This is a genomic window from Flavobacterium cryophilum, from assembly GCF_048286555.1.
GTDB lineage: Bacteria > Bacteroidota > Bacteroidia > Flavobacteriales > Flavobacteriaceae > Flavobacterium.
In genome coordinates, this window is record NZ_JBLVPZ010000008.1 from 63,143 (window position 1) to 87,103 (window position 23,961).

A 23,961-nucleotide genomic window follows, 5' to 3' on the forward strand; every position below is an offset into this window, starting at 1 on the left:
CATTTATTTTTTAAATTTAAATTTTATTGTTTGAAGCAAATCTTTTACACTGATAATTGCAGACAATTTTATGCATGAATAGATTACCATTATCGCAAATACAAAGAAAGACAAACCAATTTTGACGCCTGCCGTAAAAAAAGTATTTGCAACGTATGCCGCAATTAATAACGAACTCGTTGTAGCTATTACTTTTTGGTTTGCGGCATTAATTTGGATATTAAATTTGAAATAACTATAAACGTATAAAAATACCAATCCCAAAAATTGTGATACAAAAAACGAAATACCAATACCAAAAAAACCAAGAATACTCCACCCAAAATAAATGATACCCACATAAATAAGTGTGTAAGATATGCTGTAACCAATATAAAGTTTGCCCAAACCTTTAGCTAAAATAACATAACCACAAGGCCAAGCAATAATTTTAAAAAAGTCGCCTAAAACTTGCCATTTTAACACTTCGTTCGCTTTTAGAAATTCTTTGGTATACAACACTCGTATTACCAATTCGCTAAAACATACCATACCTGCAATAAATGGACACGCCAAAAGTAGTACAATTTGCAATTGGGCGTTTACCGACTTATTAAGAGCTGCATTGTCGCTATTAATTGCTGCCAGTTTAGGATAATAATCACTACCTAATGAAGACAACACAATGGTAAGATACATGGTTGCAATGGTCGTTGCAGCCGTAAACAAACCAACGCCATCCACTCCGGCTTTGTCAGAAATGAACGCGCGCAATATTAACGATAGCATTTGGTCAAAAACGCTTACTACAATGGTAAAAAAACCAAGCTGAATCATTGCTTTGGCTTCTGGCCATGATTCTTTTAAAGTAATATTAGGTAGTTTATTAATTTTTAATTTTTTAAAATAAATATACGATACCACGCAATTGATTATAGCTGTAGATACAAGCGCTAAAACAATCCCATCTTTTTTTAAAAAATAGTAAATACCTACTGTAACCGCAGCGCTTATTAGATTGGCAATAATACCCGATTTGACTAATAGACCAATTGCTCGTTTGCCTTGTAAAATGGTGTTATACCCCAAACTGAGCGAAGTAAAAAAAACAGATATGGACAAAATACCTATGGATAGCGCATAATTGGTATTGCCAAACATAAAATTGCTTAATGGCATGCAAAAAAGTACCATAACCAAAGAACCGAGTACAGAAAAATAAGTAATCCATTTTAGAAATACGCTCACTACGCGCGGTACGGCATTTTCTATTTCTGAGCTAGAAGCTATAGAAATATCTCGAACGCCACTAAAAGGAATGCCAATGGTAGTTACATTTCGAACCATATCGCTAGCGGTATTTAGTAACCCTATTATGCCAACGCCAGATGGCCCTAAAATTACAGCAATTACTTTGGTACGTACCAAGCCGATAGCAATATTGATAACTTGGCCGCCACCAACTACACCAGTAGATTTTAGAGCATCTTTCGATTCTTGATTGTTTTCTGACATTTTAAGTTATTTGATGCCCGACACTAATGTAATTTGCTTTAAATCGATGCATCCATTTTTCCCATTCGACCACATTTGCAGAAGTATTATCTGTCTTTTCTAAAATATTTTTTATTTGTTCTTCCGAAATGTCGTTAGGAAAATTAGACCAAACATCAAAATTGTCTTGAAACCAAGCTTCGTTCAAAATGTTATTATATTCAAAAACATTAAAATGAATATCTGAAAACATGTTTGTCGCTGAGCTACTGAAACTTGTATTAATTACATCATTTTTAAACACACCATAATTAGGCGATTTATCTTTCATAAATTTTACAGCTCTAATAAGTTGTTGGTCTTCATCTACATGACCTGCAAAATCTTCCCATAAATAATCATAATATGATTTAGAATAAATAGCACCTGCAACATTGTAAATAGTATAATATTCTATTTTACGACCATAATTATACAATCCAAATCGCATCAAAATAGACATAATCTTTAAGCGGTTTTTGACGATTAGATTTTCAAATAAAAACGGATTTGTAGAAATCAATTTTGGTTCTATACGATTAACTAAATCGCTTATTGCCGACAACTCGCCTGCAATTAGTTTCTTGTTTCTGAAATAGCACATTTTTAAAATACACATATTGTGCTTTTTCATCAATCCTAAACTTTCTTTTACAATAATAGGACTTGTAAACCACATATCGTCTTCTAAAACCATCATGTATTCATCTTTGCAACTTGTAATGTGTGAAAGCCAAAATTTAGTTGGTATTTCTAACGACCCTACTGGTTCTTTATTTATCAAAAAATTATTTATTTTATTGAGTTTCTCATAATAAAAATTAGATAAACAAATAATTATTAATGGATATTTTTCTTGTATCTTTTTTAAATATTTAGCATCCGTACCATCATCTAATACTATTATTCTTAAATCTTTATCTATCACATTATTTATAATGCTAGAAATACAACGATCTAAATAATACGGTCTGTTAAATGATTTTATATAAATATTCATTACACTAATCTTAGTATTGGTTTACAGTTTGAATTATTTGGGTAATTTCTGCATCTGTTAACACCGGACTAATTGGCAAGCTCAATACTTCGTTGTGTATTTTTTCGGTTATTGGATAACTCAAATGATTGAATTCTTTGTATGCCGCTTGTTTGTGTGGCGGTATTGGATAATGTATGGCAGTTTGAATACCGTTTTCCGTTAGATAACTTTGCAATACATCGCGATTTTCTGTGCGAACAACAAACAAATGCCACACATGATTTTCTGATGCATTTGGTGGAGTTGGTAAAACAATTTTATCGTTTTTTATTTCTTTGATATAGCGTGCGGCAATTTCTCTTCTTCTCTGGTTTTCTGCATCAATATATTTTAGCTTAACATGTAAGAAACCTGCTTGCATGTCACTTAATCGACTATTTAAACCTTTACAATCATTGACATATTTGGTGGTACTGCCATAATTTCCTAAAGCGCGTACTTGTGCCGCCAAAGCAGCGTCGTTGGTAGTTACTGCACCAGCATCGCCCAAAGCACCTAAATTTTTACCCGGATAAAAACTGAAACCTGCGGCATCACCCAAATTTCCTGATTTTTTACCATTGTATACTCCACCTACAGCTTGCGCATTGTCTTCAATTATTTTTAAATTGTATTTTTTTGCAAGTGCTTCCAAGCTATCACTCCAACAAATCTGACCATACAAATGTACCACCATTATCGCTTTGGTCTTGTCGGTTATCTTTGCTTCAATGGCATCTATATTTAGATTATAATTTTCTAAAAGAGGTTCTACCAAAACTGGCGTTAATTTACAATCCGATACTGCCAAAAGCGAAGCGATATAGGTATTTGCAGGTACAATCACTTCATCACCTTCTTGCATCACGCCCAAATCAATGTACGCTTTCAAAATTAGCCGAAGCGCATCCAATCCATTGGCTACACCAATAGCATGTTTTACACTATTGAATTCGGCAAAATCGGCTTCAAATTTTTTTAGTTGTTCTCCCATTAAAAACCAACCCGAGTCAACTACGTCTGCGGCTACTTGTTTTAGTTCTGCCGCATATCGTGCATTTATTTTCTGTAAATCAAGAAACTTGATCATAAATTAAATCTTTTTAATAAATTTTGCAGGCGAACCATACCACAATTCGTCAGCCGGAATGTTTTTTGTAACCAAACTTCCTGCACCAACCATGGCATTTTCTCCTATAGTTATTCCACCTAAAATAGTCGAAGCCGCACCAATAGATGCGCCACTTTTTATGGTTGTTCTTTGCAATTCGAAGGCTTGTTTTGCTCTAGGATATTTGTCGTTAGTAAACGTTACATTTGGTCCAATTTGTACGTTGTCTTCGATTGTGATGCCATCCCAAAGATATACGCCACACTTTACAGTGACATTGTTACCTATTTTTACATCATTTTCAATAAAACAATGACTACAAATATTACAAAATTCGCCAATTACTGCATCTTCAAGAACCACCACAAACTGCCACACATTGGTTGATTCGGGAATTTCTGCTTGTACTTCTGCTAAGGAATGCACCATATTTATTTATTCTTTAAAATTTTTAAATTCTTCGAAGTCTCTGATATAATCTTGCTCATCATAGGTATTAGAAGCTAAAACCAAACAAGTGGAACCAGAAGAAAAATTGTTTAATTCTCGCCAAATACCTGGTACCACGTATAATCCTTGATAGGGCCGGTTTAGAGTCACTGTTTTTTTGTTAATTCCATCATTCAAAACTACATCAAAGCTTCCTCCTGCGGCTACAATCAATTGGTACAAATCTTTATGCCCGTGTCCGCCTCTTTCTTCACCTCCAGGAACGTCGTACAAATAATATACTCGTTCAATTTCAAAAGGAATTTCCTGCCCATTTTCTACAACGGTTATATTTCCTTTGTCCTTGTGCTTTTTATCTAATTCTATAAGCATGCAATCCGCAACAGTACTTTTAGTAGCATCGCTTTGCGGTCTTATTATTTCTTTGTTAGACAGACTCGCCGTTTTTTTAGTGACCCCCTTTACACTATTTTGTTGGTAATCTTGATAGAATCGTATGTAATCTTCTTTATCAAACTTGGTAGATGCCAAAACCAATGCCAACGAGTTAGTTGAAAAATTGCGCATACTTCGCCATTTTCCGGGTGCAATGTGCAAACCCATGTAAGAACGATTTAATGGATATACTTTTTCATTTTCTCCCTCGTCAATGACAACATCAAAACTTCCTGAAATTGCGATTATGAATTCATTTTGCTCTTTAAAAGCGTGACCACCTCTGATTTCTCCACCCGGAACATCATATATCCAGTACGCTCTTTGAATAGGAAAAGGTATCTGGTCTGGATGCTGTAAAAAAGTTAGATTGCCTCTAGCATCTAAAATTTTAGGCAAATGAATTATATCAGGTTCTTTATTTGTCATGTTTTGTACTATTTATTTTTTTACGAGAAACAAGTCTAAGCAAATAATGTCCGTACTATTTTTTTTTACAATGATGTTGCCTACTTTCAAACCATGGTTGTTTTTAGATAGTAGCTTGTATAAAATTAGAAGCTTCCAACAGGGATTCATGAGAGCAGATATCTAATCCTGCGAAGCCCCGACCCTTAAGTTCTACCTTTAAGTTTTGCATATTTAAATTACAGCAGTAATTTTTAACTCGCTTCTTGTGTTGGTAAAATATTGACAATTTACACCCCGAATTAAGATAAAATACAATTCTACGATAGCATAATTACATTTAGAATCTTTAGGTTTCTCGATAATACTTACCATAGTGCCATTAGCGTTAAATTCAGTGATACTATAAAATCAGGGGTTTAAAAAACAACAAAAAATAGGAGCTTTGTTTTAAACTTTTACATCTTTTGATTTTATAATTTAAATTAGATATTATACTAACCCAGCAATTCTGGATTTTTTCGCTCTAGTTCATTAAAAACATTTTTAACATCCTGAGAAAATTCTTTCTGAAGAATTAAATTAGCCGTCTCTGTGTAAACAAAAATAGTATTTTTCACACCTACAAAAGCCGTATAATTAGTGGTTCCAATGACCATATTCCCATTTTCATCAACCGGATGACCTGTCGTAACCAGATAATCATAAACGGATTCAAAAGAACCCAAATCAGACCAGATAAATGTGGAAGGAACTACTTTTATTTTTTTACTGCGTTCCATTACTGCATAATCTATACTGATCGATGGTATTTCAAGTGACAACTCTAAATCTAAAATGCCATTAGTATTATTATCCCAAGCAATTTTAGATTTTTCATACACTTCTGGTTGAAAGGATTGTAATTCTTTTAAAAACACACCCGCTTTAAAACAAAACATTCCACTGTTCCAAAGAAAATTACCTTTGGCGATAAAATCCTTTGCAGTAACTTGGTTTGGTTTTTCTCGAAAAGAGATCACATCATCTCCCTTGCGTTCGATATAACCATATCCTATTTCAGGCTTCGTAGGTACAATTCCGAACGTTACAATATAGCCTTGCAACGCTTTCGAAGCAGCCTCATGAATAGCATCTTCATAATTTTCCATTTCGCCAATAATATGATCCGAAGGCGTAACGATTAAAATGTCATCAGGATCCGAAGCAAAAGCAGCAAAAGCGATAGCGGCAGAAGTATTTCTTGGAGTGGATTCAATAATATCTACGTAAGGAGTATTTGATTTTTCCATCACTTTTCTACTGAGGTGACAATTATCAATATTCCCCACTACCATAATTTTATTTGCAATGTCACGATTACGTTCCACGGTCATTTCAAATAATGACTTACCATCAAATAACTCCAAATATTGCTTAGGTTGGCTCTTACGGGATAAAGGCCATAATCTGCTGCCAACTCCGCCAGTAAGAATGACATGTGTAATTGAACGCTTATTTTCCATACTATTTTTTTTGTAATTAAACCGTTGGGTGTAATTCAATTTGTTTAATTTTTTAACCACATAGAAACATCGATTTTAAAATTATGTAAGACGGTTCACTTTTTTAAAGAAAACCATAGCTATGTGAACCCAAGAATTAGGCTATCCTACTCTTTTTTTCTATGTTTCTATGTGGTTCAATTTTTTTATGTAAGATTAATTGAAATTTTTACACCAACGGGTTATAATTAGTGCTCCTCAGTGATTTGTTAACGCTATTTGTAATTTCACAAAACAGCCACTTGGGGGCTATTAAATTGATATTTTTATTGAAGCAGAAATCAGATTAAATCCTAATTTTTTTATTTTATTTTTTTATAAAACACTTTAAAAGCGGGCTATAATTATTTTTGAGCTACTAAAACCAAGAACCGAAAATCTACTTCGCCTTCAGCAATTCTTTTTCTGTAACTTCTTTTCGCAGGCTACTACTAGAAAAGCGATGGTCGCGAATATTAAAAAAAAGCCTTATTCCTTTTTCCTCACAATAGCTTCGTCCTGTAAAATTCTTGTCTTTATATTCATCTCCTACGATGCGCACGTCAATTTTAAACGAACGTAAAATATCCTCCAAATCTTGTTCTGTCGCATAAGGAATTATTTCATCAACATATTTACAGCCTTTAAGTTGAATATAACGTTCTACTACAGATTGGGTAGGCCTGTTTTTTTCAGGGCGATCAATAGTAGGGTCCGTTTGTAGTCCCGCAATTAAATAGTCACACTGTCCTTTTGCCTCTTCTAACATTTTAATATGTCCTGCATGTAACAAATCAAAAGCACTAAATGTTATTCCTATTTTCATGTTTTCCACTATTATAGTTTGAATCCGTAAGTTATTATTCTATAATCTTCCATCAGCTGCATCACCCAAAACCCCCTTTACATCATACAACAAACTAGTAGTATTTTGCAGTACAGCTAGGTCTAAATCCAAAAATTGATGGTGGGCAACCCCTAAAATCACGGCATCAAATTTCTGCTTTGGTATTAAATTTGTCGTAATTAGGTTATACTCATTTTTTACTTCTAATGGATTTGCAAGAGGGTCGTAGGTCGTTACTGTAATTCCGTAATCCGTTAAAGCAGCAATAACATCAACAATTTTTGTATTCCGCACATCGGGACAGTTCTCTTTGAACGTGATTCCAAGCATTAAAACCGTAGCACCATTAACCGATATTCCTTTTTTTATCATCAGCTTTACCACCTGAGATGCTACATATTCGCCCATACTGTCATTCAATCGTCTTCCTGCCAAAATAATTTCAGGATGATAACCAAACTCTTGGGCGCGTTGAGCCAAATAATAAGGATCTACACCAATACAATGTCCTCCCACTAATCCTGGTTTAAAAGGCAGAAAATTCCATTTGGTACTTGCGGCTTCCAAAACCGCATGGGTGTCAATATTCATTAAATTAAATATTTTGGCCAATTCATTTACAAACGCAATATTGATATCCCGCTGTGAGTTTTCAATTACTTTGGCCGCTTCAGCTACTTTTATCGAAGGAGCCAGATGCGTTCCTGCTGTAATGACGGATTGGTACAATTCATTTACTTTAATCCCTATCTCTGGTGTGGAACCCGAAGTTACTTTCAAAATTTTTTCAACAGTATGCTCTTTATCTCCCGGATTAATTCGTTCCGGAGAATAGCCCGCAAAAAAATCAACGTTGAATTTCAATCCGGAGACGCGTTCTAAAACGGGAACACATTCTTCCTCAGTTACCCCAGGATATACCGTAGATTCGTAAATAACAATATCCCCTTTTTTTAAAGCCGCTCCCACTATTTCACTCGATTTATATAATGGCGTTAAATCGGGGCGATTGTTCTTATCTACCGGAGTAGGGACCGTTACAATATAATAATTACAATCCGCAAGAGCTGCAACATCAGTAGTGCAGTACAAACCAATGGCATTACTTGGTCGCTCCAACAGCACTTTTTGCAAAGTAACATCATCTACTTCAAAAGTAGTATCCGTCCCTGATTGTAAGGAGCTAACCCTTGATTGATTAATATCATATCCAACAACAGCATGTTTGGTTGCAAACAATCTAGCCAATGGCAACCCCACATAACCCAAACCAACCACCGCTATCCTTGTAATAGAATTCATTTTTTGAACAATTATAATTAGCTATCGGTAGCTTTATAGTACCGCTTCGCACTTCATACTCACAGAAATAAACTGAAAATAGAATAATTTACGAGGGCAAATATAGCTACATTATCCCGGTTTTTTAGGTAATACTTAGCCCTCCAAATAGTACGATGCTTTCATAGAAACCAAACAGAAGCATAATTACCTGAGAACCAATAAGAAGTGCTTATAAAAATGATTAAATACCAAATAAAAAATCACCTAAATTAGTGATACAAAAACATACAAAAAAGATTTAAAAGCAGCCTTATAAAGCCTAAAATCTTGATGAATTATGCTATTGAAAGCGTATTAGTGATATGGATACAAAATATATAAATTTCATCGTCAGATAGAGAATAAGATTAATGAGCAAATAATCACTTTTCGTTAGGTATCCGAAACAAATAAAAACTAAGCACTTTTAATTTAAGTAGCGATCACCGCTGCTATCGAATACCCCGTCTACTTATGAACGGAGACAGCCTAACTCAAGTGAGTTAGGCTGTTCAAAATAATCCAAAATTTATGTTTACTAAGTATAATATAGCGCACATACAATTCACTAAAAGAATGGTGTACTTGTTCTTATTTAATTTTTATCTTCAACACACAACCCAAAGATTCTAAAACCAATACATAATGGGTATTAGTCACCTCTTGGACAATTGCTTTTTGAGTTGAAAATGGTCCGGAATCCAATTGTATCGCATCTCCGACTTTAAACGAAAGTACGGAAACTTCATTTCCATCAGACGGATTCATCCATTTTTTTATAATACTAATTTCTTCATCGCGAACTACAGCTGGTTTCCCCAACCAAAATAAATAACGCACGACTCCTACCGACTGGAATACTGCATTCCTTTCAGCATCTGGCAATTGAACAAAAACATAGGAATTAAAAAGCGGCACTTCTACTTTTTTCTTTCTATCAGACCACTGCCGTACTTGTGTAATTAAAGGACAATAGCACTCTATTCCGCTGTTTCTTAATTGTTCTGCAACTTTTTTCTCCCACTTGGGCTTTGTATAAACTACATACCAATTCATATTGTATCTTGTATTGCACTAAAATTAGTGTTCAATTTCACCGCGTTCTGAATAACTTGTAGACGTAACAATACGGCTGCGCCTCATTCCGAAGTAACCTTGTAACCTATCTTTTTGTTATTTTACTTCCTAGCGTTGCTTTTTTTTATTTCGCACCCTATTTTCATGACCCAATTGCCTGATAAACAAAACCAATAGCCCTTAGTTCTGATGCTTGCAGCAAGTTTCTCCCGTCAAAAACAAAAGCAGGTTTTTGCATCGAATCGTATATTTTTTGCCAATCGTAGTTTATGAATTCATCCCACTCCGTAAGTATCGCTATCGCATGTGCGTTATGACAGGCGTCGTAAGGATTATCAAATGAACTGACACTATCGCTATTTACTGCAGAACTTCTGGTTTCCAAATAATTTAAATCGTCAATAATCTTTTTCTTGGACACTTTCGGATCATAAACCGCAATTTTCGCATGTTCATTTATCAAATCATCTGCAACATAAATAGCCGCCGACTCTCTGGTGTCATTGGTGTCTTTTTTGAAAGCCCAACCTAGAAAGGTTATTTTTTTATCAGAAACAGTGTTATAAAGTGTTTGCACTATATTGTTGGAAAAACGTCTTTTTTGATGATCATTCATTATAATTACTTGTTCCCAATAATCAGCCACTTCATGCAGTCCATACGATTTTGCGATGTACACCAAATTTAATATGTCCTTTTGGAAACAAGAACCACCAAATCCGACAGATGCTTTAAGAAATTTAGATCCTATTCGGCTATCCATTCCTAGTGCTTTAGCTACTTCATTTACATCTGCACCCGTTTTTTCACAAAGTTCAGACATGGCATTTATCGAAGAAATTCGTTGTGCCAAAAATGCATTCGCGGTCAACTTAGACAGCTCTGACGACCATACATTAGTGGTTAATATTTTGTCTGCTGCAACCCAATTTGAATACACAGCAACCAAAGCTTGAATAGCTTTCTGTCCTTCGCCAGAAGAATCACCTCCGATTAATATCCGATCAGGATTCAATAGATCCTGAACCGCAGTTCCTTCAGCAAGAAACTCAGGGTTGGAAAGAATTTGAAATTGTACTCCATTCCCGGTATTGTCTAAAATACTTTTGATCGCTTCCGCTGTTCTTACCGGAAGTGTCGATTTTTCAACTACAATTTTGTTGTCTTTGGCTACTCGGGCAATTTCTCTCGCGCACAATTCAATATATTTCAAATCAGCTGCCATACCTTTTCCTTTTCCATAGGTTTTTGTCGGTGTATTAACCGATATAAAAATAACTTGAGCTTCGTCTATTGCTTTTTCCACATCCGTTGAAAAAAACAAGTTCCTTCCTCTGGCTTCGGCAACAATTTCGCTTAAACCTGGTTCATAAATGGGTATGTTTTCCACATTTTGATCATTCCAAGCCGCAATTCGCTCTTCATTTAAGTCTACTACTGTAACTTGTATTTGTGGGCATTTCTGCGCAATGACAGCCATTGTCGGCCCCCCTACATATCCCGCTCCGATGCAACAAATCTTTGTAATCGTCATTCTTTTATTATTTTCCGTTATCTAATCCCTTCTAACTTCTCACCGTTCACTTATCACCTCACCATTCACTATTCACTTCTCACCATTCACTTTTCACCATTTTTCTCACGCAAGTTTTCCCAATACCATTCCACAGCTTCTTTCAATCCTTCTTGCATGGAAAATTTTGGATTATAACCCAGTAACAATTTAGCTTTCTCAATACTTGCCAAAGAATGTGGAATATCACCCGCTCTATTAGGACCATATTCTACTGTAACAGTTGCGATTCTTTCATCGTAAACACTTAGAAACTCTTTTAAATAAGCCACTAAATTATTCATCGTGTTCCTGTCGCCGTACGCGGTATTGTAAACCGTGTTTATTGCTTCTGGATTTTTTGCCAGCATGGCCAACTCATTCATCTGAATCACATTATCGATATAGGTAAAATCACGGGAGTAGTTCCCGTCCCCATTTATTTTCGGACTTTCTAATTGCATCAATTGCATTACAAATTTAGGAATGACCGCTGCATATGCTCCGTTAGGATCTTGCTTTCGACCAAAAACATTAAAATAACGCAAGCCAATGGTCTCTAAACCATAGGTTCTGCTAAATATTTCAGCATATAGTTCATTCACATATTTTGTTATGGCATAAGGAGACAATGGCTTTCCAATTACCGCTTCAACTTTAGGCAAAGCTGCTGAGTCACCATATGTGGAAGAACTTGCCGCATAGATAAACCGCTTAACTTTTGCATCCCTTGAAGCGACCAGCATGTTCAAAAAACCGGAAACATTGACATCATTTGTAGTGACAGGATCATTTATAGATCTTGGCACAGAACCTAAAGCCGCTTGATGTAAAACATAATCTACTCCTTGTACCGCCTTTTGACATTCCGCTGCATTACGGATATCGCCTTCTATCAAACGAAAATTCGGATGGTTTATAAAGTCTTTTAAATTGTGCCTGTAGCCGGTTGCAAAATTATCAAAACAAACAACCTTATAATCTTTAGACAAAAAATATTCACAAAGATTAGAACCTATAAATCCTGCCCCACCCGTTATTAAAACGGAACTTTTTATTTCTATTGTCATCTGTTCTTATTTTTAAAACAATCAATTACTTCGTTTGTTTTTTCAAAATCTTCTGTGCTATCCTTTGATAAATACTTTTAGTTTTACCCTCTTCATAGTATCCATTTGCATAGTTGCCATAACCGTATCCGTACCCATAACCGTACCCATACCCTGTACCATATTTTGCTTTATTCTCTAAACCATTCAAAATAATACTGGTATTATTCAACTCTCCGCGTTTCACTCTGTTGTTTAACAGCGTTATCATATCTTTTTTAGTGAAATTTTGTCTCACGATATATAAGGTAACATCACAATATTGTGCTAACTCCAAAGCATCTGACACCAAACCTACTGGTGGCGTATCCAGAATAATATAATCGTATTTTTTCTTTAATTCTGCTATCAATTCTCCCATTCCTTCACTCATTATCATTTCAGAAGGATTGGGCGGAACTGGTCCCGATAAAATAACATCTAGAAAAGGTATGTGGGTATGATTTATGATTTCGTCTATTGTTTTTTGTTTGATCAGATAATTTACGATACCAACTTCATTCGACAAATTAAATTCTGCAGACAGTTTTGGTTTTCTTAAATCTAAACCAATAACGACAGTTTTTTTCTCGCTGAGGGCAAAAACTGTAGCGATGTTTATGGAACAAAATGTTTTTCCCTCACCACTCACGGAAGATGTGATCATAAGTGTCTTTGCTCCGCCTAAATTTTGTTGCTTGTATAAAAACTGAAGAGAAGAACGAATGGCTCGAAAGGATTCTGACAAAGCTGATTTTGGCTTGTCGAAAACAGCTAAATTGGTATTCTCTTTATTAACTCCAACGACACCTATCAAAGGAATTTTTGTCATCTTACTAATGTCCTCTGTATTTTGAATTGAATTATTGATAAAGAAAACTGCAAATACAAAAACCAATGGAAAAAGTATTCCCAAAAACAACGCCAGCACATAATTAACAGATGTTTTAGGTCCTATAAGTCCTCCGCCTACATCCTTAGCAGGATCTATAAAATGAACATCTGATAAATTTGCCGCTTTAACAATATCAGCTTCGCTTCTTTTTTGAAGAAAGGTGCTATAAATATTATCGCTTAAATCGTATTTTCTTTTGATTTTAATGAGCTCTTGTTGATCCTCAGGAAGTTGTTTTATAGTGCTTTCAGTCTCACTTATTTTGCTGCTCACCATAGCTAAATCATACTGGAGCGATGCTTTTGCTGTTGTTATATTTTCTAACAAAACATTCTTGACAGCTTCCATTTGATTGTCAAAATCTTTGAATATTTTATCACTTTTTACAGCATACGCCATTTCAGATCTTTGCGTAGACAATGCAATTAACTTCGAAACATTTACTACAATATTAGGATCTTCAATTCCTGCAACTGAAGGTGCTGGAAGTTTAGCATAATTTACACTACTTTTTAAATATGATTTCAATGAATTGTAATACGCCATTTTGCGGTTAACTTCATCTTTTTTTACGTCAAATTCCAAAATCTTTTCAGAAAACTTAGCTCCACCCTCCTCTATATCGTATATGTTTTTACCTTTCCTAAAGGTTTTTAGCTCGTTCCCAGTTTCCTTTAGTTGGGATTCCATCGCAACTAATGTACTATCTATAAAAGCGATTGTATTGGTCGCAAACTGGTTTTTACTATCTAATTGCCTTTTGATAAGCATCTTCACAGTTGCATTCAAATACTCCACCATTCTTGCTTTATTTGCTCCTTGCATACCCAGGGTAATGATAGAACCTCCTTTATCATCTGAGCGTACGTTTATTCCTTTATATCCAGATACTGTTCCGTTAAAATCATTAAACTGTACAAAGTATTCGTTTCCTGTATAGAATCCTGGATTGTCATTTATTTGCAACTTCCAATTTAAAAAAGGCAAAGAAACTTTTTCGCCAACCTTGTATCTTTTTACAAAATCTCCCGTTTCTACTGCTGTATTGCCATACGAATTATCAGAATAGGTAATTATAGAAACATTTTGATTTTCAAAAGGAATTCTGATTTCATATGTATCTTCACTTACAAACTTAATTCCTATTAAAGTTCCTGATAATTGTCCTTTTGATTTATCAATAGTCACATAAAAAGGAACGGATCCATAAGCGTCCACCAAATTATATTTCCCTTGCACTAAGTAATTAATGTAATATTGTAATTTATCCACAACCAGCTCATTATGAGATCTGGATTGCAAAGTCGTTGATATAGTCTGAACTTGATCTGAAGTACCGCCCCAATTAAAGACTAAACTGGTATTAGAGGTAAAAAGAGGATTGCTTTCCTCCTTCACAGAAATAAGCGTTTCCATACCGTAAATTTTTTCTTTACGAATATTCACCTGATAAGCAATCGTGAAAGTGATTAATAAACTTAATAAAAACCACTTCCAATAACTTCCGATTTTTATTAAGAACCCCTTGAAGTCAAAGCTTACTTGGTTTTCAAAAATCGAAAAATCTTTTATATCTAACATTTTTTGAGCGCTGTTTTAATTTTTTAATAGTAAAAAAGTAGTTGTAGCTAAGGACAACAATGTAATGATTGTTCCCAATGATTCGATCCCTGTTTTTCCAGTTCCCCAAGTTTTTTGCTTCAGTGGTTTTACGTAAATATAGTCATTTGGCTGCAAATAAAAATAGGGCGATTGCATCACATTTATATCCGTAAGATCTAAATCGTGCATTTGAACTCCAGTTGGCGTTTTCCGCATAACTGTAACTGCTTTTCTATCTCCAGTAATAGTAATATCTCCAGCATTAGCGACAGCCTCCATAATAGTTACCTGCTCTTGAAACAACGTTTTAGTTCCTGTGCTCCCAATTTCTCCATTAATAACATATCTAAAACCTGCTAATTTAACGGTTACAAATATATTAGCCTCCTTATTAAAATACTCGGCTAACAATTGCTTTTCAACTCTAACTCTGATTTCATCCAGTGTGAACCCTATAACATTTAATTCCCCCAAAACAGGAATTCTAATATTGCCATGATCATCCACTGTAAAACCGTCAAAATACAATCCTGACTCTGATTTACCTGCTGCCGCACCTTCACTGGAAGGACTAAAAATAGCAACTAGTTTTGGATCGATTGCTTTAATGGTAATACTCAAAACGTCATTAGTTTGTAATCGGTATGGTTTTGACTCTACAGCAGCAATCATAATTTCACCACCTGAATTGTTCTTTTTCTGAAGGTAAATTAAATCTTGAGTGGGAATACAAGAAGTGAATAACACACTAACAAACAATAACAAATAGAGTACGGACTTGCTCATTTTCAATATTTTTAACGACAAATATAGCTTTTCATTTACTATTTAAAAAGCATCGCTATTCATTATGTAGATTAATTATTTTTGAACGACTTTTCAAAAGGAACTCTTTGCAAGATACTCCTTCCCAAGGTAACTTCATCAGCATATTCTAACTCATCCCCTACCGAAATCCCTCTTGCAATTGTCGACATGCTTATTTCACAATCAGCAATTTGTTTATAAATGTAAAAATTAGTGGTGTCGCCCTCCATTGTGGAGCTTAACGCAAAAATTATCTCGTTGACACTACCTGATTTCACTTTCTCGACTAAAGTCGTTATGTTAAGCTGACTAGGACCAACCCCGTCGATAGGAGAAATTTTACCGCCAAGTACATGATAAATCCCTCTAAACTGACCCGTATTTTCAATTGCCATGACATCGCGAATATCCTCAACGATACAAATGATGTGGTGATTTCTGTTCTGGTTAGCACAAATTTCACACAATGTACTATCCGAAATATTATGACAGCTATTGCAATACTTAATATCCTCCCGCATCGCAACCAAGGCCTGAGATAAAAAAACCGTTTGCTCTTTGGGTTGTTTTAGTAAATGCAACACCAATCGCAACGCCGTTCGTTTACCAATTCCTGGCAGTTGAGACATCTCGTTGACTGCTTTTTCAATAAGTTTAGAAGAAAATTCCATAACAGCAAAAGTAGTTAATTTGTCCCGAACGTTCGGGATAGAAAATTTGAAAATTTGAAGATTATTTATGTAATTTGGTCCAACCAATTTTACACAAAATGACTCCCAGCACCATTCTATTACTTATAATCGTTTATTTTGGAATTTTATTTTACATCTCGCATGCCGTAAGCAAGAAAGACAGTGGAAATGAAGCTTTTTTTAAAGCCAATAAAAATTCTAAATGGTACTTAGTTGCTTTTGGAATGATTGGAACAGCACTTTCGGGGGTAACTTTTATTTCAGTTCCGGGCGAAGTTGGGGCGCCCAGCGGAGAACAATTTAAATATTTTCAGTTTGTCTTAGGCAATGCCATTGGTTTTGTCATTATTGCCAAAGTGTTGCTCCCGCTGTATTACCGAATGAATTTGACTTCTATTTATAGCTACATAGAGCACCGGTGAGGAATTTATTCTTATAAAACTGCCGCAACAATTTTCTTGATCAGCAGAACAATTGGATCGGCATTTAGATTGTATCTTGTTGTGATTGTTTTACAACGTTTTGTTTTTGACTATTATGGAATTCCGTTTGCCGTTACGGTTTTGATCTCGCTGGCTTTGATATTTGCGTATACCTATCGCGGCGGATTAAAAACCATTATTATTACTGATACTTTACAAACATTTTTCTTGGTCACTTCGGTTTTTCTGACAATTTTCTTTATCTGCAGAAGTTTGAATTTGAATCTTTTTGAAGCTTTTGAAGCAGTAAAAAACAGTAATTATTCTAAAATATTCTTCTTCGAAGATTTTGTATCCAATAAATTCCATTTCGTAAAGCAAATTCTCGGAGGAATTTTCGTTACTATTGCCATGGTAGGTTTAGATCAGGATTTAATGCAAAAAAACTTAAGCTGTAAGAACATTGGCGAAGCACAAAAAAATATGTTCACCTTTACCGGGATATTCGTACTAATCAATATTTTTTTCCTTAGCGTAGGAGCTTTACTTTACATCTACGCCAATAAAAACGGAATTGAAGTGCCAACCGATTTAGTTACCGGAAAACCCAGAACCGATTTGCTTTTCCCGGAAATTGCATTTAATCATTTGACATTAATTCCATCCGTTATATTCTTGTTAGGATTGACGGCAGCCACATTTGCGACAACGGATTCCGCATTAACAGCGTTGACGACTTCATTTTGCGTGGATTTTTTAGGAATGGATAAAGCTGAAAATCTTAATAAACCTAATATAGTACGAACCAGACATTTTGTCCATATTGTCTTTTCGTTTCTAATGTTTTTAGTCATTATTTTCTTCAATACTATCAATGACAGCTCTGTGGTAGGAATGATTTTTAGGGTTGCATCCTATACCTATGGACCACTTTTAGGTTTGTATTGTTTTGGCCTGTTTCTAAAATCAAAAACGGTCAAAGACAAATTCGTTCCAATGGTATGCTTATTATCTCCAATACTTACATACTTTATCAGCGAAAATTCTAAAACATTGTTTTTTGGATATGTTTTCGATAACGAATTGATAATCATAAACGGGCTAATCACTTTTGTTGGATTATTAATAATTAGCAAAAAAGCAACTTCTGAAACACGATTTTAGTTTTAGCCCAGATGGCAGCGGCATCCTTTTCTTGTCCCGATCTTTTTACGGGACAAGAAAAGATATAGCGTACAGCTGGAAGAAGCTCCTAAAAATTAATATTGATTTGTTGCCAGCAAAACAAGTGTACAAGCTACCTCGACTTTGATGTCATTTAATTTCAACAATTGATAGAACTCAGGATTCTCAGTACCGGGATTGAAAACAACACGTTTTGGTTTTGCTTCAACGATATAATTGTAGTAATCACGCTGCCGCGAAGGATTAAGGTAAAGAGTGACCGTGTCGATATTTTTTAGCGGAATAGCTTTAGTCTGAATTTTTATTCCGGATACTTCGCCTGCATTTTGACCGATAGCAAGTACAGAATGTCCTTTTTCAACCAATTTTTCAATCGCCATAAAAGAATATCTAGCTGGTTTTGTGGAAGCTCCAAGAACTAGCGTTTTTTTATTTTTTATCATTTTCTGAATTATATTTTGCAAAAGTAATAAAAAGGCCCATCAGTTTAGCAATTATTAAGTTTAGTTATAAAGGTAAGAAAAAACATTACCCTAACATTAAAGACTAGAAAAAGAGTATTTTTACACTCTTAAAAAACAAAACATGGATCTATTTATTTATCTGTTTGTCGCACTTTTTTCGGTATTAAACCCTATTGGCACCGTTCCAATCTTTGTAGGACTCACACAAAATGACACCAAAAAGGAGCGTTCCAGAATTTCTTTATGGACGGCAATAAATGTATTTCTTATTCTTATCGTCTCGTTTTTTATAGGGCAATATGTACTGCTTTTTTTTGGAATCAGTATTGATGCGCTAAGAATTGCGGGAGGAATTATTATTGTGAGCTCTGGATTTTCATTACTTTCCGGGAAATTTACTAAGAAGAGAGGAATCAATAAAAAAGCAGAAACTGACGCACAACAAAGGAATGACATTGCATTGACTCCACTTGCAATCCCAATGCTTGCAGGACCTGGTTCTATTTCCTTACTCATTGCATTTTATCAGGAACACAATACAACTATGGAGATCCTTATTTCTTCAGCCGCCATTCTTGCTATAGCAGTTACAATTTTTATCATCCTTAAAAGCGCTCATTATTTAGCAAAAATACTTGGAGCATCCGGAATTGTTGCGATATCAAGAATTATAGGATTCATTGTAATTGCGATAGGAATACAATATATTGTGAGTGCAATTATCAATATTATAAAAGGGAATTTAGCCTAAGTATTTTAATCCGGGCAAAGTATTCTGACTATGCCCGAATTGAAAAAAAATTAATTTCTAGGCAAGAAAATTTCTGCCATCATACATCTGGCACTTCCTCCGCCACAAGCTTCAATAGTATCTAAACTTGAGCTTAAAATTTCAGCATGTTTTTCAAGTTGCGCAATTTGTTTAGGAGTCAAACTTTGATGTGCAGCCGCACTCATAACCAAATATCTTTTATCATTTGCGCCACGAATCTCAAGCATATTACCTGCAAAATTGTTCATTTGTGCTTCGGTGATTAAAATTACTTCTTTCCCGTCTTCCTTCAAATGGTCTAAAACCATTTTGCGTTCCTTCTTATCATCAATACAATCCGAGCAAATTACTGCGAAAGTATCCCCCAAACACATCATCACATTGGTATGATAAATCAATTTTCGTTCTGAATCAACCGTTTGAAACGCTTCAAAAATTACCGGCGCATAATCAAAATCTTCGCAGAATTCGATAAATAATTCCTCATCGGCTCGAGGTGACAAGGCGCAATATGCTTTTGCATTGGCTCTGTCCAAAAGTAAACTACCTGTTCCCTCCAAGAAAAATCCATCTTCTTCCGCCGAGGTATAATCCACGATATTGTTAATCACAAAACCTTTATCTTCCAAAAGATCTAAAATTTCTTCGCGACGTTCATGACGACGATTTTTAGCAAACATTGGATATAAAGCCACGTCACCATTCTCGTGAAAGGAAATCCAATTATTTGGAAAAACACTGTCGGGAGTATCAGGATTTAACGTATCATCAACAACTATTACATCAACACCAACTGCTGTTAGTTTTTCGACAAAAGCATCAAATTCTTGTTGCGCTTTGGCATTTACCGTTGCAGGCAAAAGTCCATCTAATACTTTTTGATAATAATTATTTACTACTGTTTGTTCGTTCATTCTAAACGCCACCGGGCGAATCATCAATATGGAATTTGTTGTTTGTTTCATGATTTTTTATTTTTAGTAGTGTAGCAATACGATACAGTGCATCGTTATACCACAAATTAATCTCTAATTAAAGGTAAGGTAGAACATCGCAATAATCCTTCTTGTTTTGCAATTTCTGCGTATGGAATTTCTTCAACCACAAAACCGTTTGCACGCAACCAATTGTTTAGTCTGGTGAAGTTTCTTTCGGAAACGACAACATTCGTATCAATGGAAAAAACATTGGAATTCATATTATACATTTCCTCTCTGGTAATATGAAATAGATTTTCTTTACCAAAAAGTTTTACCAGAAACAAATAATCTGCTTCTTCTCGGAATCCATTTTTATAGATGATTCCTTTGTCATTCCCTACAGGTTGAAAACAACAGTCTAAATGCAATGCATTGTCACGTGCTTCAATTTTAGATTTTACCAAATCAAATTCTTTAACAATTTTATTTGGGAATAAATCCTTAATATATTGAACTCCTTGCACATTTGTTCTTGCGGTAATGTAGTCTTTATAATCACTTCCTTTATAGGTTCCAATGAAAATATACTCGTTCCACAACATCACATCACCACCTTCGATGTGAACTTCTTGTGGAGGGCGCACGACTTTTTTAGGGTCAATTTGGTCAAGTATATACTGAATCGCCTCTAATTCTCGTTCTCTATCGGGCAAAATATTCGATTTCACAAAAACGTCATCAATTACAAAACCAATGTCCCTTGTAAAAATCTGATTGTAATTTTTAATCATTTCTGGGCAATACACTGTGACATTATATTTTTTTAGCACGGTATTAAACGCTTCCATCTCATTCACCATGTCGTTCTCAAGTGGATAGGTGCCTGCTAAAATATGCTCTAATGACTTTGGGTCGTACGCTTCATCAACCTTTGGCGTAGGTCCATTATGAACTGCTGAACCTAAAACTACTACTCTAAGCCTCGAGGTTTCATTCTTTATATTTATCTCTAACATGTGTTTTAGCTTTTGGCAAATATAAAAAAAGCTTCACGAATTAGTGAAGCTTTTTAAACTGATTTTATCTTTTATCTGCTGGCACAAAATCTCTTAAAGGATGCCCTGTGTAAATTTGTCTTGGCCTTCCGATAGGCTCCTTATTTTCACGCATTTCTTTCCATTGTGCGATCCAACCCGGCAATCGACCTATCGCGAACATTACTGTAAACATATCTGTAGGGATTCCTAAAGCTCTGTAAATAATTCCAGAATAGAAATCTACATTAGGATATAAATTTCTTGATTTGAAATACTCATCTTCTAAAGCTGATTCTTCCAGTTTCTTAGCAATAGCCAGAATTGGATCTTCAACTCCTAAAGTTGCTAAAACTTCGTTAGCCGCTTTTTTGATAATTTTCGCTCTTGGATCAAAATTTTTGTAAACTCTATGACCAAATCCCATCAAACGGAACGGGTCATTTTTGTCTTTGGCTTTAGCCATATATTTATCTGCGTCTCCACCATTTCTATGGATTTCTTCTAACATTTCAAGAACTGCTTGATTAGCTCCTCCATGCAATGGTCCCCAAAGTGCAGAAACTCCAGCAGAAATCGAGGCAAATAATCCTGCGTGAGAAGAACCAACCATTCTAACGGTAGATGTAGAACAATTTTGCTCATGATCGCCGTGAAGGATAAACAATTTATCTAGTGCATCTATAACGACAGGATTCGCAGTGTAAGGTTGTGTAGGTAATTCAAACATTAAACGCATGAAGTTTTCTACATATCCTTTTGTATTATCATAATAATTTAAAGGATAACCCATGGTTTTTCTATACGTCCAAGTTGCGATAACCATGAATTTACCCATAGTTTTACACACTGCTTCATACATTTCTTTTTCATTATCTACATTAACCGATTTAGGGTTAAAAGCGGTCAATGCACTTGTCAAAGCTGCTAAAACACCCATCGGATGAGCTGTTTTAGGAAAACCATCAATGATGCTTTTCATTTCTTCGTTAACTAAAGTGTATTTTCTAATGTCAATTTCAAATTGCGCTAACTGCTTCGTACTTGGCAATTCTCCAAAAATCAAAAGGAAAGAAACTTCAAGGAAGTCAGCTTTATCTGCTAAATCTTCAATTGAATAACCTCTGTATCGAAGAATCCCTAATTCTCCATCTAGAAAAGTGATGTCACTTTTACAAGAACCTGAATTCTTGTAACCAGGGTCAAGGGTAATTATACCGGATAAATCACGTAATTTGTTAATATCGATGGCTACTTCATTTTCACTTCCTACAATTATAGGCAGTTCAATTTTCTTTCCATCAATTTCTAATGTTGCTATTTTTGACATAATATAATTGAAAATAAACTTTTAAAATAATAATTTATCAAATTTAGGGAATTAAACATTAATTATAAAGATAATAAGACAATGAAATTGTTAAAAATTATAAAAAAAAGCCACTCACAATAGGTGAATGGCTTTAAATAAAAATATCAAAAGAAATTATCTGATTTTGAAAGCATTTATACCAGGAAAATAAGCGGTGTTTCCTAATTCTTCCTCAATTCTTAATAACTGATTGTATTTTGCCATACGGTCAGAACGAGAGGCTGAACCTGTTTTAATCTGACCACAGTTTAACGCTACTGCCAAATCTGCAATTGTATTATCTTCTGTCTCCCCTGAACGGTGTGACATTACTGAAGTGTAACCCGCATTTTTAGCCATATTAACGGCTGCAATGGTTTCAGTTAAAGTTCCAATTTGGTTTACTTTGATAAGGATTGAATTAGCGATTCCTTTTTCGATACCCGTAGCCAAACGTGTTACATTAGTTACGAATAAATCATCGCCTACTAATTGAACTTTATCCCCAATTTTATCGGTAAGCAATTTCCATCCATCCCAGTCATTTTCATCCATACCATCTTCAATAGAAATAATAGGGTATTTCGCTGCTAGTTCCGCTAAGTAATCTACTTGTTCTGCCGAAGTTCTAATCTTGCCGGTTTCGCCTTCAAATTTAGTGTAATCGTATTTTCCGTTACTATAAAATTCTGCAGCAGCACAATCCAAAGCGATCATGATTTCATCGCCAAAAGAATAACCTGCATTTTCGACAGCTTTTTTGATAGTGTCTAAAGCATCCTCAGTTCCTCCCGCCAAATTCGGCGCAAAACCACCTTCATCACCTACTGCGGTTGAAAGTCCTCTATCATGCAAAACTTTTTTCAAACTATGAAAAATTTCAGTTCCCATTTGCATTGCATGTGAAAAAGAAGTTGCTTTCACCGGGAAAATCATGAATTCTTGAAAAGCGATAGGCGCATCAGAATGGGATCCACCATTGATAATATTCATCATTGGCACGGGCAATGTATTTGCAGAAACACCCCCGACGTATCTGTATAACGGCAATCCTAATTCATTAGCAGCCGCTTTCGCCACAGCTAAAGAAACGCCTAAAATTGCATTTGCCCCTAAGTTTGATTTATTTGGAGTACCATCTAAATCGATCATAGTTTGATCAATTAGATTTTGTTCGAAAACGGAAACACCCATAAGTTCTTCAGAAATAATGGTATTCACATTTTTCACCGCATTTAAAACTCCTTTTCCAAGAAATGCTTTACCTCCATCTCGTAACTCAACTGCTTCATGTTCTCCAGTTGAAGCTCCAGATGGTACAGCAGCTCTTCCTAAAACACCATTATCCGTAATTACATCTACTTCTATTGTAGGATTTCCTCTTGAATCGAAAATTTGTCTTGCGTGAATTTTGATAATAATACTCATATACTAAAATTTTAAATTTTAAAATACAAATATATTCTATCT

The 23,961-nt window shown here is 35.0% G+C and carries 20 protein-coding genes and 1 pseudogene; 2 read left to right on the top strand and 19 right to left on the bottom strand.

The window, feature by feature from the left end:
• Positions 1 to 3: 3 nt before the first annotated feature.
• The 14 genes from ACNQGJ_RS12155 to recR all read right to left on the bottom strand — a co-directional run bounded on the left by ACNQGJ_RS12155 (position 4) and on the right by recR (position 16,322).
• On the bottom strand, positions 4 to 1,494 hold the full coding sequence (locus ACNQGJ_RS12155) for an O-antigen translocase (protein ID WP_417973123.1): 1,491 nt from the start codon (positions 1,492 to 1,494) through the stop codon (positions 4 to 6).
• 1 nt (position 1,495) lies between these two features.
• The gene (locus ACNQGJ_RS12160; RefSeq protein WP_417973125.1) at positions 1,496 to 2,512 is read right to left on the bottom strand and encodes a glycosyltransferase family A protein; all 1,017 of its coding nucleotides are present in this window, start codon (positions 2,510 to 2,512) and stop codon (positions 1,496 to 1,498) included.
• A gap of 10 nt (positions 2,513 to 2,522) precedes the next feature.
• Positions 2,523 to 3,623: a DegT/DnrJ/EryC1/StrS family aminotransferase gene (locus tag ACNQGJ_RS12165; protein WP_417973127.1), complete on the bottom strand. Its 1,101-nt coding sequence runs from the start codon at positions 3,621 to 3,623 to the stop codon at positions 2,523 to 2,525.
• Between the two features lie 3 nt (positions 3,624 to 3,626).
• The gene (locus ACNQGJ_RS12170; protein ID WP_417973129.1) at positions 3,627 to 4,073 is read right to left on the bottom strand and encodes an acyltransferase; all 447 of its coding nucleotides are present in this window, start codon (positions 4,071 to 4,073) and stop codon (positions 3,627 to 3,629) included.
• 6 nt (positions 4,074 to 4,079) lie between these two features.
• Positions 4,080 to 4,958, bottom strand: coding sequence for a sugar 3,4-ketoisomerase (locus tag ACNQGJ_RS12175; protein ID WP_417973131.1), 879 nt, complete (start codon positions 4,956 to 4,958; stop codon positions 4,080 to 4,082).
• Positions 4,959 to 5,434: 476 nt separating this feature from the next.
• On the bottom strand, positions 5,435 to 6,442 hold the full coding sequence (locus tag ACNQGJ_RS12180) for a mannose-1-phosphate guanylyltransferase (protein WP_417973132.1): 1,008 nt from the start codon (positions 6,440 to 6,442) through the stop codon (positions 5,435 to 5,437).
• Positions 6,443 to 6,860: 418 nt separating this feature from the next.
• Entirely contained in the window at positions 6,861 to 7,286 is a 426-nt protein-coding gene (locus ACNQGJ_RS12185; RefSeq protein WP_417973134.1) for an adenylyltransferase/cytidyltransferase family protein, read from the bottom strand.
• Positions 7,287 to 7,325: 39 nt separating this feature from the next.
• Positions 7,326 to 8,609 (bottom strand): nucleotide sugar dehydrogenase, encoded by a 1,284-nt coding sequence (locus ACNQGJ_RS12190; RefSeq protein ID WP_417973136.1) that lies wholly within the window; start codon positions 8,607 to 8,609, stop codon positions 7,326 to 7,328.
• A 612-nt stretch (positions 8,610 to 9,221) separates the two neighbouring features.
• Entirely contained in the window at positions 9,222 to 9,686 is a 465-nt protein-coding gene (locus tag ACNQGJ_RS12195) for a UpxY family transcription antiterminator (protein WP_417973138.1), read from the bottom strand.
• A 163-nt stretch (positions 9,687 to 9,849) separates the two neighbouring features.
• Entirely contained in the window at positions 9,850 to 11,241 is a 1,392-nt protein-coding gene (locus ACNQGJ_RS12200) for a UDP-glucose 6-dehydrogenase (RefSeq protein ID WP_417973140.1), read from the bottom strand.
• Between the two features lie 86 nt (positions 11,242 to 11,327).
• Complete coding sequence (locus tag ACNQGJ_RS12205; RefSeq protein ID WP_417973142.1) at positions 11,328 to 12,329, bottom strand: SDR family oxidoreductase; 1,002 nt, start codon at positions 12,327 to 12,329, stop codon at positions 11,328 to 11,330.
• A 25-nt stretch (positions 12,330 to 12,354) separates the two neighbouring features.
• A complete protein-coding gene (locus ACNQGJ_RS12210; RefSeq protein WP_417973144.1) occupies positions 12,355 to 14,823 on the bottom strand; it encodes a polysaccharide biosynthesis tyrosine autokinase in 2,469 nt (822 codons plus the stop codon).
• Between the two features lie 15 nt (positions 14,824 to 14,838).
• The gene (locus ACNQGJ_RS12215; protein ID WP_417973146.1) at positions 14,839 to 15,630 is read right to left on the bottom strand and encodes a polysaccharide biosynthesis/export family protein; all 792 of its coding nucleotides are present in this window, start codon (positions 15,628 to 15,630) and stop codon (positions 14,839 to 14,841) included.
• Between the two features lie 71 nt (positions 15,631 to 15,701).
• Complete coding sequence (gene recR / locus ACNQGJ_RS12220) at positions 15,702 to 16,322, bottom strand: recombination mediator RecR (protein WP_417973148.1); 621 nt, start codon at positions 16,320 to 16,322, stop codon at positions 15,702 to 15,704.
• A 98-nt stretch (positions 16,323 to 16,420) separates the two neighbouring features.
• On the opposite strand from recR, the pseudogene ACNQGJ_RS12225 reads away from it, so the two are divergent.
• Positions 16,421 to 17,929: pseudogene (locus ACNQGJ_RS12225) on the top strand (sodium:solute symporter).
• Between the two features lie 95 nt (positions 17,930 to 18,024).
• On the opposite strand, the gene ACNQGJ_RS12230 reads toward ACNQGJ_RS12225, so the two are convergent.
• Positions 18,025 to 18,390 carry a CoA-binding protein gene (locus ACNQGJ_RS12230; RefSeq protein WP_417973355.1) on the bottom strand — a complete coding sequence of 122 codons (366 nt, stop codon included), beginning with the start codon at positions 18,388 to 18,390 and terminating at the stop codon, positions 18,025 to 18,027.
• A gap of 145 nt (positions 18,391 to 18,535) precedes the next feature.
• On the opposite strand from ACNQGJ_RS12230, the gene ACNQGJ_RS12235 reads away from it, so the two are divergent.
• Positions 18,536 to 19,165: a MarC family NAAT transporter gene (locus ACNQGJ_RS12235; protein ID WP_417973150.1), complete on the top strand. Its 630-nt coding sequence runs from the start codon at positions 18,536 to 18,538 to the stop codon at positions 19,163 to 19,165.
• Positions 19,166 to 19,215: 50 nt separating this feature from the next.
• Here the strand turns inward: ACNQGJ_RS12235 and ctlX are convergent, their stop codons facing one another.
• The 4 genes from ctlX to eno form a co-directional block, all read right to left on the bottom strand.
• Positions 19,216 to 20,151 carry a citrulline utilization hydrolase CtlX gene (ctlX, locus tag ACNQGJ_RS12240; RefSeq protein WP_417973152.1) on the bottom strand — a complete coding sequence of 312 codons (936 nt, stop codon included), beginning with the start codon at positions 20,149 to 20,151 and terminating at the stop codon, positions 19,216 to 19,218.
• Between the two features lie 56 nt (positions 20,152 to 20,207).
• The gene (locus ACNQGJ_RS12245) at positions 20,208 to 21,122 is read right to left on the bottom strand and encodes a dimethylarginine dimethylaminohydrolase family protein (protein ID WP_417973154.1); all 915 of its coding nucleotides are present in this window, start codon (positions 21,120 to 21,122) and stop codon (positions 20,208 to 20,210) included.
• 64 nt (positions 21,123 to 21,186) lie between these two features.
• The gene (locus ACNQGJ_RS12250) at positions 21,187 to 22,470 is read right to left on the bottom strand and encodes a citrate synthase (protein ID WP_417973156.1); all 1,284 of its coding nucleotides are present in this window, start codon (positions 22,468 to 22,470) and stop codon (positions 21,187 to 21,189) included.
• A 156-nt stretch (positions 22,471 to 22,626) separates the two neighbouring features.
• Entirely contained in the window at positions 22,627 to 23,919 is a 1,293-nt protein-coding gene (gene eno / locus ACNQGJ_RS12255; protein ID WP_417973159.1) for a phosphopyruvate hydratase, read from the bottom strand.
• Between the last annotated feature and the right edge of the window lie 42 nt (positions 23,920 to 23,961).